Annotated in this window: 11 protein-coding genes; all 11 read left to right on the forward strand. The window is 58.6% G+C overall.

Going from position 1 to position 13,722, the window contains the following annotated elements; genetic code table 11:
- Window position 1: 1 nt before the first annotated feature.
- The 11 genes from lpxB to imuA all read left to right on the forward strand — a co-directional run bounded on the left by lpxB (window position 2) and on the right by imuA (window position 13,718).
- Window positions 2-1,186 carry a lipid-A-disaccharide synthase gene (gene lpxB / locus K787_RS0117025; RefSeq protein ID WP_022964022.1) on the forward strand — a complete coding sequence of 395 codons (1,185 nt, stop codon included), beginning with the start codon at window positions 2-4 and terminating at the stop codon, window positions 1,184-1,186.
- 5 nt (window positions 1,187-1,191) lie between these two features.
- Entirely contained in the window at window positions 1,192-1,866 is a 675-nt protein-coding gene (gene rnhB / locus K787_RS23510; RefSeq protein WP_040641092.1) for a ribonuclease HII, read from the forward strand.
- 160 nt (window positions 1,867-2,026) lie between these two features.
- Complete coding sequence (gene dnaE / locus K787_RS0117035; RefSeq protein ID WP_022964025.1) at window positions 2,027-5,551, forward strand: DNA polymerase III subunit alpha; 3,525 nt, start codon at window positions 2,027-2,029, stop codon at window positions 5,549-5,551.
- A 100-nt stretch (window positions 5,552-5,651) separates the two neighbouring features.
- A complete protein-coding gene (gene accA / locus K787_RS0117040; RefSeq protein ID WP_022964026.1) occupies window positions 5,652-6,608 on the forward strand; it encodes an acetyl-CoA carboxylase carboxyl transferase subunit alpha in 957 nt (318 codons plus the stop codon).
- On the forward strand, window positions 6,609-7,937 hold the full coding sequence (gene tilS, locus K787_RS0117045; protein ID WP_022964027.1) for a tRNA lysidine(34) synthetase TilS: 1,329 nt from the start codon (window positions 6,609-6,611) through the stop codon (window positions 7,935-7,937). It begins immediately after the preceding gene.
- A gap of 131 nt (window positions 7,938-8,068) precedes the next feature.
- Window positions 8,069-9,700, forward strand: a complete 1,632-nt coding sequence (gene pyrG / locus K787_RS0117050) for a CTP synthase (RefSeq protein WP_022964028.1) — start codon at window positions 8,069-8,071, stop codon at window positions 9,698-9,700.
- Window positions 9,701-9,709: 9 nt separating this feature from the next.
- Window positions 9,710-10,570 carry a 3-deoxy-8-phosphooctulonate synthase gene (gene kdsA / locus K787_RS0117055; protein ID WP_022964029.1) on the forward strand — a complete coding sequence of 287 codons (861 nt, stop codon included), beginning with the start codon at window positions 9,710-9,712 and terminating at the stop codon, window positions 10,568-10,570.
- A 41-nt stretch (window positions 10,571-10,611) separates the two neighbouring features.
- Window positions 10,612-11,901, forward strand: coding sequence for a phosphopyruvate hydratase (gene eno / locus K787_RS0117060; protein ID WP_028615049.1), 1,290 nt, complete (start codon window positions 10,612-10,614; stop codon window positions 11,899-11,901).
- A gap of 6 nt (window positions 11,902-11,907) precedes the next feature.
- Window positions 11,908-12,180: a cell division protein FtsB gene (gene ftsB / locus K787_RS0117065; RefSeq protein WP_022964031.1), complete on the forward strand. Its 273-nt coding sequence runs from the start codon at window positions 11,908-11,910 to the stop codon at window positions 12,178-12,180.
- Complete coding sequence (ispD, locus tag K787_RS0117070; protein ID WP_022964032.1) at window positions 12,177-12,863, forward strand: 2-C-methyl-D-erythritol 4-phosphate cytidylyltransferase; 687 nt, start codon at window positions 12,177-12,179, stop codon at window positions 12,861-12,863. The genes ftsB and ispD overlap by 4 nt, the downstream gene beginning before the upstream one ends.
- Window positions 12,864-13,100: 237 nt before the next feature.
- The gene (imuA, locus tag K787_RS0117075; RefSeq protein WP_022964033.1) at window positions 13,101-13,718 is read left to right on the forward strand and encodes a translesion DNA synthesis-associated protein ImuA; all 618 of its coding nucleotides are present in this window, start codon (window positions 13,101-13,103) and stop codon (window positions 13,716-13,718) included.
- The last annotated feature ends 4 nt before the right edge of the window (window positions 13,719-13,722 follow it).

Raw genomic sequence — 13,722 nt, forward strand, 5'->3', positions numbered from 1 at the left:
CATGTCTGTTTCAGCCGATTCGGCCGCCACCCCTTCGCTTTGTATTGCTCTGGTTGCCGGTGAAGCCTCGGGTGACACTCTGGGGGCCGGGCTGATCCGCGCGCTTAAGCGCCAATATCCGAATGCACGCTTTGTCGGCATCGGTGGTCCGCGAATGATTGCTGAAGGCATGCACAGCCAAGTGCCGATGGAGCGCCTGTCGGTGATGGGGCTGGTTGAGGTACTGGGTCGCCTTCGGGAGCTTTTGAGGATTCGTAAATCCCTGGTCAGCTATCTCAAAACGCAGAATCCGGACGTGTTCATCGGTATCGATGCGCCGGACTTCACCCTGAATGTAGAAAAGCAGCTGCGTGAGGCGGGTATTCCCACGGCTCACTATGTCAGCCCGTCAGTTTGGGCCTGGCGTGAAAAGCGCGTATTGGGTATTCGCCAATCGACCGATCTGATGCTGACGCTGTTCCCCTTTGAAGAGGCGGTCTACCAGAAGCATGGGGTGGCAGTGCGTTGCGTGGGTCATACATTGGCCGATCAAATTGCGTTGCAGCCTGACCGGGAAGCCGCCCGGGCTGCCCTGGGGCTGGCCGCACACTCCCGGGTCGTTGCGCTGATGCCGGGCAGTCGCAATGGGGAGCTGCGCAAGCTCGGGCTGCTGTTTTTGCAAACCGCAGCCTGGTGCCTGGAGCGTCAACCGCATTTGCACTTTGTCATGCCCTGCGCCAACGCCGAGCGGCGCTCGCAAATAGAAGTTATCCTGGCTGAAAGCGGTTTATCACTGCCGTTGACGTTGCTGGACGGTCAGGCCCACGAAGCTCTGGCTGCCTGTGATGCGGTATTGATCGCCTCCGGCACGGCAACACTCGAAGCCATGCTATTCAAAAGGCCAATGGTAGTGGCCTACCGTATGGCGGGTTTAACCTTCAAAATCCTCAAGCGCCTGGTAAAGGTCGGGCATGTTTCGCTGCCCAATCTGCTGGCTGGGCGCGAAGTAGTGCCTGAGTTTCTGCAGGATGCAGCAACACCGGCGGCGATGGGTCAGGCGCTGCTGGAGCGTCTTGGTCCTACTGCGGAAGCTGAGGCGACCCAGGCGACCTTTATGCAGCTGCATGAACTGTTGCGCCGCAATGCCGATGACTCGGCTGCCGAAGCGGTAATTGAGTTGATGCGCAAGAAGGGCAGGTTGGTATGACCCAGATGATGATCGATTGGTACGTGCCTGTTGGTGACGAACTGGTTGCTGGCGTCGACGAAGTCGGCCGCGGCCCGCTCTGCGGTGCGGTGGTCACGGCGGCGGTCATACTCGATCCGCTGCGCCCTATCGAAGGTCTGAACGATTCCAAGAAGCTGACGGCTGCGCGCCGGGAAGCCTTGTTCCCGATTATTCAGGAGCGCGCCCTGGCCTGGTGTATTGCCCGGGCGGAAGTCGAAGAAATTGACCAGCTGAATATTCTGCACGCCACCATGCTGGCCATGCAGCGCGCGGTGGCTGGGCTTTCAGTGCGACCGGACCGGGTGCTGATCGACGGCAATCGCTGTCCGGCCCTGCCAATGCCCAGCGAGCCGGTGATCAAGGGCGACTCCCGGGTCCCGGCCATTGCGGCGGCCTCGATTCTGGCCAAGGTGTCCCGGGATCGCGAGATGCAGGAGCTGGAGTTACTCTATCCCGGTTACGGCATTGCTCAGCACAAGGGTTATCCCACTCCGGTGCATCTGTCGGCGTTGCGGGAGCTGGGGGCGACTGCGATCCATCGGCGCTCGTTTTCGCCAGTGCGGGATGCGTTGGCCAGTGTTGCGGTGGATTCTGACTTGGGTGTCGATCAGGCTGAGGCCGGCAGGATACGCCGACACGCCGTGAATACATCCCTGTAGGCTCATCACCGGCATCCCTGCCGCCTTCCGCACACCAGGCACCAAGCCAGTACCAAACTAACCATTGTTTGGCTAAATCCAGACAAAGTGCGAGTAGCCCCCAACTCCCCCCGCCGTTACAATCCTCACCTTAGTTGTTGCCTTCAGAAACAGGACCACCATGACGCATTCTTTCGTTCACTTGCGTGTACACAGCGAGTTTTCTCTGGTTGACGGTATCGTCAAGATCAAGCCACTGATCAAGATGGTAGCCGAGGCAGGGATGCCGGCAGTGGCGGTGACGGATCAGAACAACATGTGCAGCCTGGTGAAGTTTTACAAGGCCGCTATGGGTGGTGGGGTCAAGCCGATTTCCGGTGTTGATGTCTGGCTGGTTGGTGCCAATGATGACAATCAGCTCACTCGTCTGAGCCTGCTGGCGATGAACCGCAACGGTTATCGTAACCTGACCGAACTGATTTCCCGCGGCTATACCGAAGGTCAGCGTAACGGCGTGGTGACCATCCGTCGCGAATGGGTCGCCGAATCCAGTGAAGACGTGATTGCACTGTCTGGTGCCAAGGAAGGGGAGATCGGCCAGTCACTGCTGTCGAACAATCCGCAGGAAGCCGATGCCCTGCTTAAATACTGGATGCAGGTGTTCCCCGGACGCTTCTACCTGGAGCTGCAGCGTACCAGCCGCCCGAATGATGAAGAGTACCTGCACGCAGCTGTGGATCTGGCGGTCAAGTTGGATTGCCCGGTTGTCGCAACCAATGACGTGCGCTTTCTCAAGCGCGAGGATTTCGAAGCACACGAAACACGGGTGTGCATCGGTGAAGGCCGGGCGCTGGATGATCCGCGCCGTGTGCGGCAGTACAGCGAAGAGCAGTATCTGAAGACGCCGGCCGAAATGGCCGAGCTGTTTTCCGATATCCCCGAGGCGCTGGCCAATAGCGTGGAGATCGCTCGGCGCTGCAATATCGACGTACAGTTAGGCAAAAACTTCCTCCCGGCCTTTCCAACGCCGGACGGTATGAGCGAGGCGGAGTTCTTCCGCAAGGTCTCGTTTGAAGGGCTCGAAGAGCGGCTGAAAGTCGTACTGCCGCCCGATTCCGAGAATTATGACGCGCGCCGTCAGGTGTATATCGACCGGTTGAACTTTGAACTGGATATCATCATCCAGATGGAGTTTCCCGGTTATTTTTTGATCGTGATGGACTTTATCAAGTGGGCCAAAAACAACGGCGTACCGGTGGGCCCAGGCCGGGGCTCGGGGGCAGGCTCGCTGGTCGCCTATTCGTTGCTGATTACCGATCTGGACCCGTTGCAGTACGATCTGCTGTTCGAGCGCTTCCTCAACCCCGAACGGGTATCCATGCCCGATTTCGACGTCGACTTCTGCATGGAAGGTCGTGACCGGGTGATTGAGTATGTGGCCGATACTTATGGCCGTAACGCTGTATCGCAGATCATCACCTTCGGTACCATGGCCGCCAAGGCGGTGGTGCGTGACGTCGCGCGGGTGCAAGGCAAGTCCTACGGCCTGGCTGACAAGCTGTCGAAGATGATTCCGTTTGAAGTCGGTATGACTCTGGCCAAGGCCTTCGAGCAGGAAGAGATCCTGCGTGATTTTCTTGCCAATGATGAAGAAGCCCAGGAAATCTGGGATATGGCGCGCAAGCTGGAAGGCGTAACGCGTAACGTCGGCAAGCACGCCGGCGGTGTGGTGATCGCACCGACCAAATTGACCGATTTTGCCCCGCTATACTGCGATGAGGCCGGCGGCGGTCTGGTGACCCAGTTCGACAAGGATGATGTGGAAGCCGCAGGCCTGGTCAAGTTCGACTTTCTGGGTCTGCGCACCTTGACCATTATCGACTGGGCCATGGACACCATCAACCGCGTGCGGGCCAAGACCGGTGGCGCGCCACTGGACATCAACTTTATCCCGCTGGATGATCTGCCCACCTACCAGATGTTGCAGAAGGCCGAAACCACCGCGGTGTTCCAGCTGGAATCCCGGGGTATGAAGGAGCTGATCAAAAAGCTCAAACCCGACTGCCTGGAAGACCTGATCGCTCTTGTGGCCCTGTTTCGTCCCGGGCCACTGCAATCGGGCATGGTCGACGACTTTATCAATCGCAAGCACGGTCGCGAAATCCTTTCCTACCCGCATCCGAACTATCAGCTCGACAGTCTGAAGCCGGTACTGGCACCGACCTACGGCATTATTTTGTATCAGGAACAGGTGATGCAAATCGCCCAGGTGATGGCCGGCTACACGCTGGGCGGCGCCGATATGCTGCGTCGGGCCATGGGCAAGAAAAAGCCCGAGGAAATGGCCAAGCAGCGGGAGATCTTCCTCGAAGGTTGCGAAACCAACAATATCAACGCCGATTTGGCGGGCAATATTTTTGATCTGGTAGAAAAGTTTGCCGGCTATGGTTTCAACAAGTCGCACTCGGCGGCTTATGGCCTGGTCTCTTACCAAACCGCCTGGCTCAAGGCCCATTACCCGGCGCCGTTCATGGCCGCCGTGTTGTCGGCGGATATGCATAACACCGACAAGGTAGTTACGCTGATCGAAGAGTGCCGCAGCATGAAGCTACGGCTCAACCCGCCGGATGTGAATGTCTCGGAATACAAATTTACCGTGGATGACGCCGGCGCGGTGGTCTACGGGCTGGGCGCGATCAAGGGTGTGGGCGAAGGTCCGGTGGAAACCATTGTCGAGAAGCGTCAGCAGGGTGGGCCTTTCCTCGATCTGTTTGATTTCTGTGCCAGGGTCGATCTCAAGCGCATCAACAAGCGCGTGATGGAAGCGCTGATACGTTCCGGTGCGCTGGATAGGCTTGGGCCTTTCTTCGATACCGAACAGCAGGCTTATCTGAAGAATGTCGATCGCAACCGTGCAGCTTTGGCGGCCGCCATGGAAGAAGCCATTGCTGCTGCCGAGCAGACCGCCAAGAGCGCTGACAGTGGTCACGCCGACCTGTTTGGCGAACTGCTGGGCCCTTCGACCGTAAGGGATGTCTACGAGCAGTATCGCAAGGCGCGCGAGTGGACTTTCAAGGAGCGCCTGCGCGGCGAGAAGGAAACCCTTGGGCTGTATCTGACCGGTCACCCGATTGATGAGTACGAAAAAGAGATCCGCCGCTTTGCCCGCCAGCGCATTATTGATCTCAAGCCTTCGCGTGACAGCCAAACGATTGCCGGCCTGGTGTTTGATCTAAGGGTCATGAAAACCAAGCGCGGGGACAAAATGGGGTTTGTTACGCTTGATGACCGTTCGGGCCGGATTGAGGTCTCGCTGTATGCCGAGGCTTATCAGGCGTCCCAATCCCAATTACAGAAAGACGCCTTGCTGGTAGTGGAAGGTGAGGTTAGTCAGGATGATTTTTCCGGTGGCCTGCGCATGCGCGTCAAACGCGTCATGAGCCTGGAGGATGCCCGTACCACACTGCTTGACAGTGTACGCATCAGCCTGGATACCGAGCGCCACAGCACACAAAGTCTCGATCAGTTGGCTGGATTATTGCGCAAGTTCCCCGGCGGATGTGCGGTAACGGTTGATCTCCAGCGGCCGGATGCGGCTGTACAATTGCGCCTGGGTGACAGCTGGCGGGTCGAACCGGCAGATGACCTGGTACAGGGGATACGTGACCATCTGGGCAAAGACAGCGTCTCTTTGCACTACAGATGACTCGCTAGGGGTTGGTGCGCTCGACTGTTAGGCGCCAATCCCTTAAGGTAATGAAAAATCGGACGCCCTGCTGCGGGGCCTACGCGGATAATGGATGCTTATGAGCAAGAGCCAGAAATACTTGGAGTTTGAACAGCCAATAGCTGATCTGCAGGCCAAGATCGAAGAGCTGCGGCTGGTCGGCAGTGATAATTCGTTGAATATCACTGACGAAATTGCCCGCCTTCAAGACAAGAGCAAGTCGCTGACCGAAAGCATTTTCGGCAACCTGAGCAGCTGGCAAATCGCCCAGATGGCCCGGCATCCGCAGCGGCCTTATACGTTGGATTACATCAGCCACATCTTTACTGATTTCGAAGAGTTGCACGGTGATCGGCATTTCTCCGATGATGCCGCCATTGTCGGCGGCATCGCCCGGCTGGATGGCCGCCCAGTGATGATCATCGGGCATCAGAAGGGTCGCGATGTAAAGGAGAAGGTCCGGCGTAACTTTGGGATGCCCAAGCCGGAAGGCTATCGCAAGGCCTGCCGCCTGATGCAGATGGCGGAACGCTTCAACTTGCCGTTACTGACCTTTATCGATACCCCAGGTGCCTATCCGGGGATCGACGCTGAAGAGCGTGGCCAAAGCGAAGCCATCGCCTGGAATCTACAGATCATGGCCCGTTTGAAAACGCCGATCATCGCCACTGTAATTGGTGAGGGTGGGTCCGGTGGCGCTTTGGCTATTGGGGTCTGCGATCGTCTGATGATGCTGCAATATTCCACTTATTCGGTTATTTCGCCGGAAGGCTGCGCTTCGATCCTTTGGAAGAAATCCGAGAAAGCCGCTGATGCCGCAGAAGCTATGGGTATTACCGCCGAGCGTCTGAAGGAACTCAAGCTGGTCGATAACCTCATCGCCGAGCCCCTGGGTGGCGCACAACGCAGCCCGGAAGAAATGGCCGCGCGCGTCAAGGCGCAGTTGTTGGTCGAGCTTGATGCGCTGGAAAAATTGCCCGCAGACGAGCTGCTCGAGCGTCGGTACGACCGCCTGATGGCTTTTGGTCTGAAGTAGATGTTCTCTTCGCAGGAACTGCTCAGGCAGTTGCTGCCCTGCACGGACGCCCCGGCCTGGTGGTTGGGGTTGTCTGGTGGCATGGACTCTATGGTCCTGCTCGACGCACTGGCTGAATTGCGCAACACCCATTCGTTACCGCCTATCAAAGCCTTGCACATACATCACGGACTGCATGTCGATGCCGATCTGTGGACGGAACACTGCGAGCAGCAATGTCGTGCGCGTGGGGTCGAGCTGGTGGTCGAGCGGGTGCAGCTTGCGTTGGGCGCCAGTATCGAGGCCCAGGCCCGTGCTGCGCGCTACCAGGCCTTTGCCGCACATATGGGGAGCGCAGATTGCCTGCTACTGGCTCACCATCAAGATGATCAACTGGAAACCCTGTTGTTCAGAATGCTCCGCGGTACCGGACTGCGTGGGCTTGCGGGCATGCCGCAGGCGCGGCCATTGGCGCAGGGGCGTCTGTTCAGACCGTTGCTGGGCTGGAGTCGCGCGCAGCTTCTGGTCTGGGCCGAGTCCAGACAGCTGTGCTGGATCGAAGATCCGGCCAACCGAGATGAGCGCTTTGCCCGCACTCTGTTGCGCTATGACCTGCTGCCCTGTTTGGCTAAAAAATGGCCAGCGGCGCCATCCAATCTGCTGCAACTGGCGGAGCATACGGCTGAGGCCAATTTGATTCTGGACGAGCGTGCCGAGCAAGACCTGGAGCTGGCCCGGCCGGGTGTTACCGACCCCTGGCTGCGTGACTGGCAAAGCCTCGATGCTACCTATGTTCAGGCGCTGTCAATACCCAGGCAGAGCAACCTGCTGCGCTATTGGTGCCGCCTGAACCAGTACGCACCGCCACCAAGGCGGCAGTTGCAGGCGTTTCTGGGTCAGTTGGCCGCCAGCAGCACCGGGCAGCCGGAAATGCGCGTCGACGACTATCGATTATGCCGTTCGTCGGGTCGTCTTTGGCTCTTGCCCGATGCCATAGCACGCCCGCCCGTTCCCCAGACCCTAGGCACCTGGGGCGATACGCCGCTGGCCGCCGGCAATGGCCGCTTGCTGATCAGGCCTGCAGAGCAGGGGGTTCGCTGGTTCGCCGGCGATTGGCATATTGCCTATCGCCAGGGCGGTGAACAGATAAAGCTCCCTGGGCGTCCCACGCAGCCACTAAAGGATCTGTTGCAGCAGGCGGGTATTCCGTCCTGGCTGCGCATCCGGGTTCCATTGCTATACTGCGACGAGCAACTGGTTTCCGTAGCTGGGCGCTGGAATGCCCAGGAAGCGTCTGCGAGCGGCGACGAAACGGCTTTTCAGATCACTTGGGTGCCGCTAACAGATTGAGCAATTGGGGGGTGTCTGGTATCCTGACTTCCCATCTTGACGAGACTTTGGGAATCAACAAGTGCTTCCCCCAGGCTCCCTTCGATTCCCCGCGGCTCTGGCCGCTTAACAGTTAATTCAACGGGTTTTTCATGACGCGCTACATCTTCGTCACGGGTGGTGTTGTATCTTCATTGGGCAAGGGTATTGCTTCGGCTTCGCTTGCGGCCATTCTCGAAGCACGGGGCCTGAAGGTCACCATGCTCAAGCTGGATCCGTACATCAACGTCGATCCAGGCACCATGAGCCCCTTCCAGCACGGTGAAGTCTTCGTTACTCATGATGGCGCCGAGACCGATCTGGATCTGGGTCATTACGAACGTTTCATCAGTGCGACCATGAGCCGCGCCAACAATTTCACCACTGGTCGTGTCTACGAGGAAGTGCTGCGCAAGGAGCGGCGGGGTGATTACCTGGGCGCAACCATCCAGGTCATTCCGCACATCACCGACGAGATCAAGAGCCGCATCATCAAGGGTGCCGGCGATGCCGACGTGGCCATGGTGGAAATTGGCGGCACCGTGGGCGATATCGAATCCCAGCCGTTCCTCGAAGCCATTCGCCAGCTGCGTGTGGAAGTCGGTGCCAAGCGTGCGATGTTGATGCACCTGACACTGGTGCCCTATATAGCCACTGCCGGCGAAACCAAGACCAAGCCCACCCAGCACTCGGTCAAGGAGCTGCGTTCGATCGGTCTGCAGCCTGATGTGCTGATCTGCCGTTCCGATCATCCCATCGACCTGTCCTCGCGGCGCAAGATCGCGCTGTTCACCAACGTGGAAGAGCGTGCGGTCATCGGCCTGGAAGACGTCGATACCATTTACCGTATTCCCGCAGTGCTGCATGCCCAGGGCCTGGATGACTTCGTCATTGAGCGCTTCGGTATAGAGTGCGCTAGCGCTGATCTGTCCGAGTGGGACCGCGTGGTCGCGGGCAAGCTGTATCCCAATAAAGAAGTGACCATCGCTATGGTCGGCAAGTACATGGAGCTGCTGGACGCTTACAAGTCGCTGATCGAAGCACTCAGCCACGCCGGCATCCAGAGCCAGACAAAAGTCACCATGCGCTATATCGACTCTGAAGAGATCGAGCTCAAAGGTGTGGGCTTGCTGGAGGGCGTGGACGCGATCCTGGTTCCCGGTGGCTTCGGCCTGCGCGGCGTGGAAGGCAAGATTGCTGCCGTGCGCCATGCACGGGAGAACAAGATTCCGTACTTGGGCATCTGTCTGGGTATGCAGGTCGCGGTGATCGAATATGCCCGCAGCGTGCTCGGTTGGGCTGACGCCAATTCTACCGAATTTGACAAGACCAGCGAGCACCCTGTCGTCGGTCTGATTACCGAATGGCAGAACGCCAGTGGCGACAAGCAGCAGCGTACCGAAGATTCCGATCTGGGCGGTACCATGCGTCTAGGTGGCCAGGAGTGTGCGCTGACGCCTGGCTCCAAAGCCCATGATTGTTACGGCAAGGATGTTATCGTCGAGCGTCACCGTCATCGCTATGAGGTTAACAATAACCTGCTGGCGGATCTCGAAGCCGGTGGGCTGAAAGTGACGGGTCGCTCGGTGGACGGCGCTCTGGTTGAAGTGATTGAGGTGGGTGACCACCCCTGGTTCGTTGCCTGCCAGTTCCACCCGGAATTCACCTCGACTCCCCGTTACGGCCATCCGCTGTTCAGTGGCTTTATTCAGGCGGCATTGGCCCAGCACAAGCTCAAGGGCTGAGGAGCACAGATGCAACACAAAACGGTTCAGGTTACTGCGCCCTCCGGGCAGACGATGGACATCGCCAATGACAAGCCCTTTGTGCTGTTTGGCGGCATGAACGTGCTGGAATCCCGTGACATGGCCATGCGTATTTGCGAGGCCTATGTCGAGGTCACCAGCAAGCTGGGTATCCCTTACGTGTTCAAGGCCAGCTTCGACAAGGCCAACCGCTCCTCGATCAACTCCTTCCGCGGCCCGGGCCTGGATGAGGGGTTGAAGATCTTCGAAGAGATCAAGCGCACCTTTAATGTGCCGCTGATTACCGATGTCCACGAGCCGCATCAAGCCGCGCCGGTCGCCGAGGTCTGTGACATCATCCAATTGCCGGCGTTTCTCTCGCGGCAGACTGATCTGGTGGTGGCCATGGCCAAAACCCAGGCGGTGATCAATATCAAGAAGGCCCAATTTCTGGCGCCGCAGGAAATGCAGCACATCCTCACCAAGTGTGAAGAGGCCGGCAATAACCGGCTGATTCTCTGTGAGCGGGGCTCCAGTTTCGGCTACAACAATCTGGTAGTCGATATGCTCGGCTTTGGCATCATGAAGCAGTTCGAGTACCCGGTATTTTTCGATGTGACCCACGCCTTGCAGACGCCTGGCGGGCGCAGTGACTCGGCCGGTGGCCGCCGCGCACAGGTGACCGATCTGGCCAAAGCTGGCATGAGTCAAGGCCTGGCTGGGTTGTTCCTGGAAGCCCATCCGGATCCGGATAACGCCAAGTGTGATGGCCCTTGTGCGTTGCGCCTGGACAAGCTAGAGCCCTTCCTGGCCCAGTTAAAGGCGCTCGACGAGTTAGTCAAAAGTTTCCCGGTGCTGGAAACCGCCTGATTACCCCCTTTTTTCTTTTGTAGATGGAGCAAGCAGCAACCATGGCTAAGATTATTGATATCAAGGGTCGCGAAGTTCTCGATTCCCGTGGCAATCCGACCGTTGAAGCCGATGTGATTCTGGAAGGCGGCCTGCAGGGCAGTGCATGTGCACCCTCCGGCGCGTCCACCGGTTCGCGCGAAGCGCTGGAACTGCGTGACGGCGATAAGAGTCGCTATATGGGCAAAGGCGTACTCAAGGCTGTGGCTAATATCAATGGTCCCATTCGTGAACTGTTGGTGGGTCGCGACGCGATTGATCAGGTAGGTCTGGATCGCGCCATGATCGAGCTGGACGGTACCGAGAACAAAGCGACCCTAGGTGCCAATGCGATTCTGGCCGTGTCTCTGGCGGCTGCCAAGGCGGCTGCCCAGGCCAAGGGCGTGCCCTTGTACGCGCATATTGCCGATCTGAACGGTACTCCGGGTGTCTACTCCATGCCGGTGCCGATGATGAATATCATTAATGGCGGCGAGCATGCCGACAACAATGTTGATATCCAGGAGTTCATGGTCCAGCCAGTTGGCGCGAAGAACTTCGCCGATGCCCTGCGTATGGGCGCGGAGATTTTCCACCACCTAAAAGCCGTCCTTAAGGCTCGCGGTCTGAGCACGTCCGTAGGCGATGAGGGCGGCTTTGCGCCGAACCTGGCGTCCAATGAGGATGCGCTGGCGGCGATTGCCGAAGCGGTAGCCAATGCTGGTTATACCTTGGGTGATGATGTGACCCTGGCCCTGGACTGTGCTGCCAGCGAGTTCTACAAAGACGGCAAATACGATCTGGCCGGTGAAGGTCAGGTGTTTGATGCCACGGGTTTTGCCGACTACCTGGCAGGTCTGACCCAGCGCTATCCGATCATCTCCATTGAAGACGGCATGGACGAGTCCGACTGGGCAGGCTGGAAAACCCTGACCGACAAGATCGGCACCAAGGTGCAGCTGGTCGGTGATGATCTGTTCGTGACCAACACCAAGATTCTCAAGCGCGGTATCGACGAGTCCATCGGCAACTCGATTCTGATCAAGTTCAACCAGATCGGTTCCTTGACCGAAACCCTGGAAGCCATCCAGATGGCCAAAGCAGCTGGCTTCACTGCGGTGATTTCCCACCGTAGTGGCGAAACCGAAGACAGCACCATTGCTGATCTGGCTGTGGGCACAGCGGCAGGCCAGATCAAGACCGGTTCCCTGTGTCGCTCCGACCGGGTGTCCAAGTACAACCAGCTGTTGCGCATCGAAGAGCAACTGGATGGCAAGGCGCCGTACAAGGGCCGCTCTGAATTCCGTGGCTGATCAACGGTGAAATGGCTCTGGTTGGTCGCGCTGCTGTTGCTGGGCGGGCTGCAATATCGCCTGTGGGTAGGCGAGGGTAGTCTGGCTCATGTAACCCAGCTCAAACAGCAGATTGACGAGCAGGCCCGTGAGAACGAGCAGTTGCTAGAGCGCAATCGCGTGCTCACAGCTGAAGTGGTCGAGCTCAAACAGGGGCTGGAAACCGTTGAAGAGCGTGCCCGGCATGAGCTGGGCATGGTCAAGGAAGGCGAGACCCTGTTTCAGTTGAGCGACGAATGAATTTGCCTTTCTGGGTTGTGATCCCTGCGGCGGGCGTTGGCTCGCGTATGCAGGCGGATCGGCCCAAGCAGTACCTTCCTCTGGGCAATCGCGCCCTGATTGAGCATACCCTTGATTGTTTTCTCGGCCAGCCCGGTTTGAATGGGCTGGTGGTCTGTCTTGCCGAAGACGATGCCTGGTGGCCGACGCTGGCCTGTGCCACAGATCAGCGGATCAGACGTGCTCCCGGTGGGTGTGAGCGGGCCGACTCGGTGCTCTCAGGCCTGCACACTCTCTCCGAGCTGGGTGCGCAGGATAACGACTGGGTGTTGGTGCATGACGCGGCGCGTCCGCACCTTGCCGCCACGGATCTGCATAAGCTGCTGGAAAGCCTGCGCGATGATCCTATAGGCGGCTTGTTGGCTGTGCCGGTGCGCGACACCCTGAAACAGGCCGATGCCCATGGCCGAGTGACCGCTACACCGGACCGCTCACTGTTCTGGCAGGCCTACACTCCCCAGATGTTCCGTCTTGGTGCCTTGCGTCAGGCGCTGACCGATGCCCTGGCCTGTGGCGCACTGATTACCGACGAGGCCTCGGCCATGGAACGAGCCGGTTTTGCCCCCCGTCTGATCGAAGGGCGTGCCGACAATATCAAGGTTACTCGTCCCGAGGATCTGGACTGGCTGGCCCGCCTGCTCTGACGTTTTTCTTGCTTTGAGTAAACGGTACCTTTCTGCGGATATTGTCCTTTTGCTGGGCGATTCAGATTGCGCGCATATCTGTGCGCAATTCCGGTTGACCCTGTATGCATGAGCAAATATGCTGTACATATATACAGCATTATATGCTTAAGCAGGTTCTTCTATGTTCTCTCTCAACTTTTCCGACACTGTTCATCGTATTGTTGCTAAGCGCTTTCCCCTAGGCCGGAGTCGCTGATGGGCGCGGTTGTCTCACTGTCGACATTACTCGATGAGCGGCGCGTCTGGCGTGGTCGACCCGCGGCGGTGCCTGCTGCCGGGCATCCGACTGGCTTTGCCGAACTGGATGCGGCCTTGCCGTCGGGAGGCTGGCCGGAGGCGGCGCTTAGTGAAATCCTTACGCAGGCCGAAGGCACCGGGGAGTTGCAGTTGCTCTGGCCTACCCTCAAACGGCTTGCACTGGCGGGCGAGCGGGTAGTGCTGATCGGCCCGCCGCATATCCCCTTTGCTCCGGCCTGGCAGGCGGCAGGCATCAACCTGGCATGCTTGTCGGTGGTTCAGGCCAGCGGCAGCGATGCCCTCTGGGCTGCTGAGCAATGCCTGCGTTCGGGGGCCTGCGGGGCGGTTTTGTGCTGGCCGCAGCAAGCTAATGATCGGGTCTTGCGGCGTTTGCAGGTCGCCGCAGAAAGCGGGCAGACCCTGGGCTTTGCCTATCGGCCGATCGAGGAGGCGATCAACCCGTCGCCTGCGGCCTTGCGCCTGACCATCGAAACCCAGCCAACTCAACTGCGGGTGCTGAAATGCCGCGGCGGCTTGGCTCCCGCCCATCCGATTCCCTTCAGCGTCTGGCATTGAGTCC

This window comes from Halopseudomonas pelagia CL-AP6 (genome assembly GCF_000410875.1).
GTDB classification, from domain to species: domain Bacteria; phylum Pseudomonadota; class Gammaproteobacteria; order Pseudomonadales; family Pseudomonadaceae; genus Halopseudomonas; species Halopseudomonas pelagia.

What these genes read in the sequence shown, in the direction of transcription:
- lpxB (WP_022964022.1), top strand. Translation starts at nt 2, where the DNA reads ATGTCTGTTTCAGCCGATTCGGCCGCCACCCCTTCGCTTTGTATTGCT.
- rnhB (WP_040641092.1), top strand. Translation starts at nt 1,192, where the DNA reads ATGATGATCGATTGGTACGTGCCTGTTGGTGACGAACTGGTTGCTGGC.
- dnaE (WP_022964025.1), top strand. Translation starts at nt 2,027, where the DNA reads ATGACGCATTCTTTCGTTCACTTGCGTGTACACAGCGAGTTTTCTCTG.
- accA (WP_022964026.1), top strand. Translation starts at nt 5,652, where the DNA reads ATGAGCAAGAGCCAGAAATACTTGGAGTTTGAACAGCCAATAGCTGAT.
- tilS (WP_022964027.1), top strand. Translation starts at nt 6,609, where the DNA reads ATGTTCTCTTCGCAGGAACTGCTCAGGCAGTTGCTGCCCTGCACGGAC.
- pyrG (WP_022964028.1), top strand. Translation starts at nt 8,069, where the DNA reads ATGACGCGCTACATCTTCGTCACGGGTGGTGTTGTATCTTCATTGGGC.
- kdsA (WP_022964029.1), top strand. Translation starts at nt 9,710, where the DNA reads ATGCAACACAAAACGGTTCAGGTTACTGCGCCCTCCGGGCAGACGATG.
- eno (WP_028615049.1), top strand. Translation starts at nt 10,612, where the DNA reads ATGGCTAAGATTATTGATATCAAGGGTCGCGAAGTTCTCGATTCCCGT.
- ispD (WP_022964032.1), top strand. Translation starts at nt 12,177, where the DNA reads ATGAATTTGCCTTTCTGGGTTGTGATCCCTGCGGCGGGCGTTGGCTCG.
- imuA (WP_022964033.1), top strand. Translation starts at nt 13,101, where the DNA reads ATGGGCGCGGTTGTCTCACTGTCGACATTACTCGATGAGCGGCGCGTC.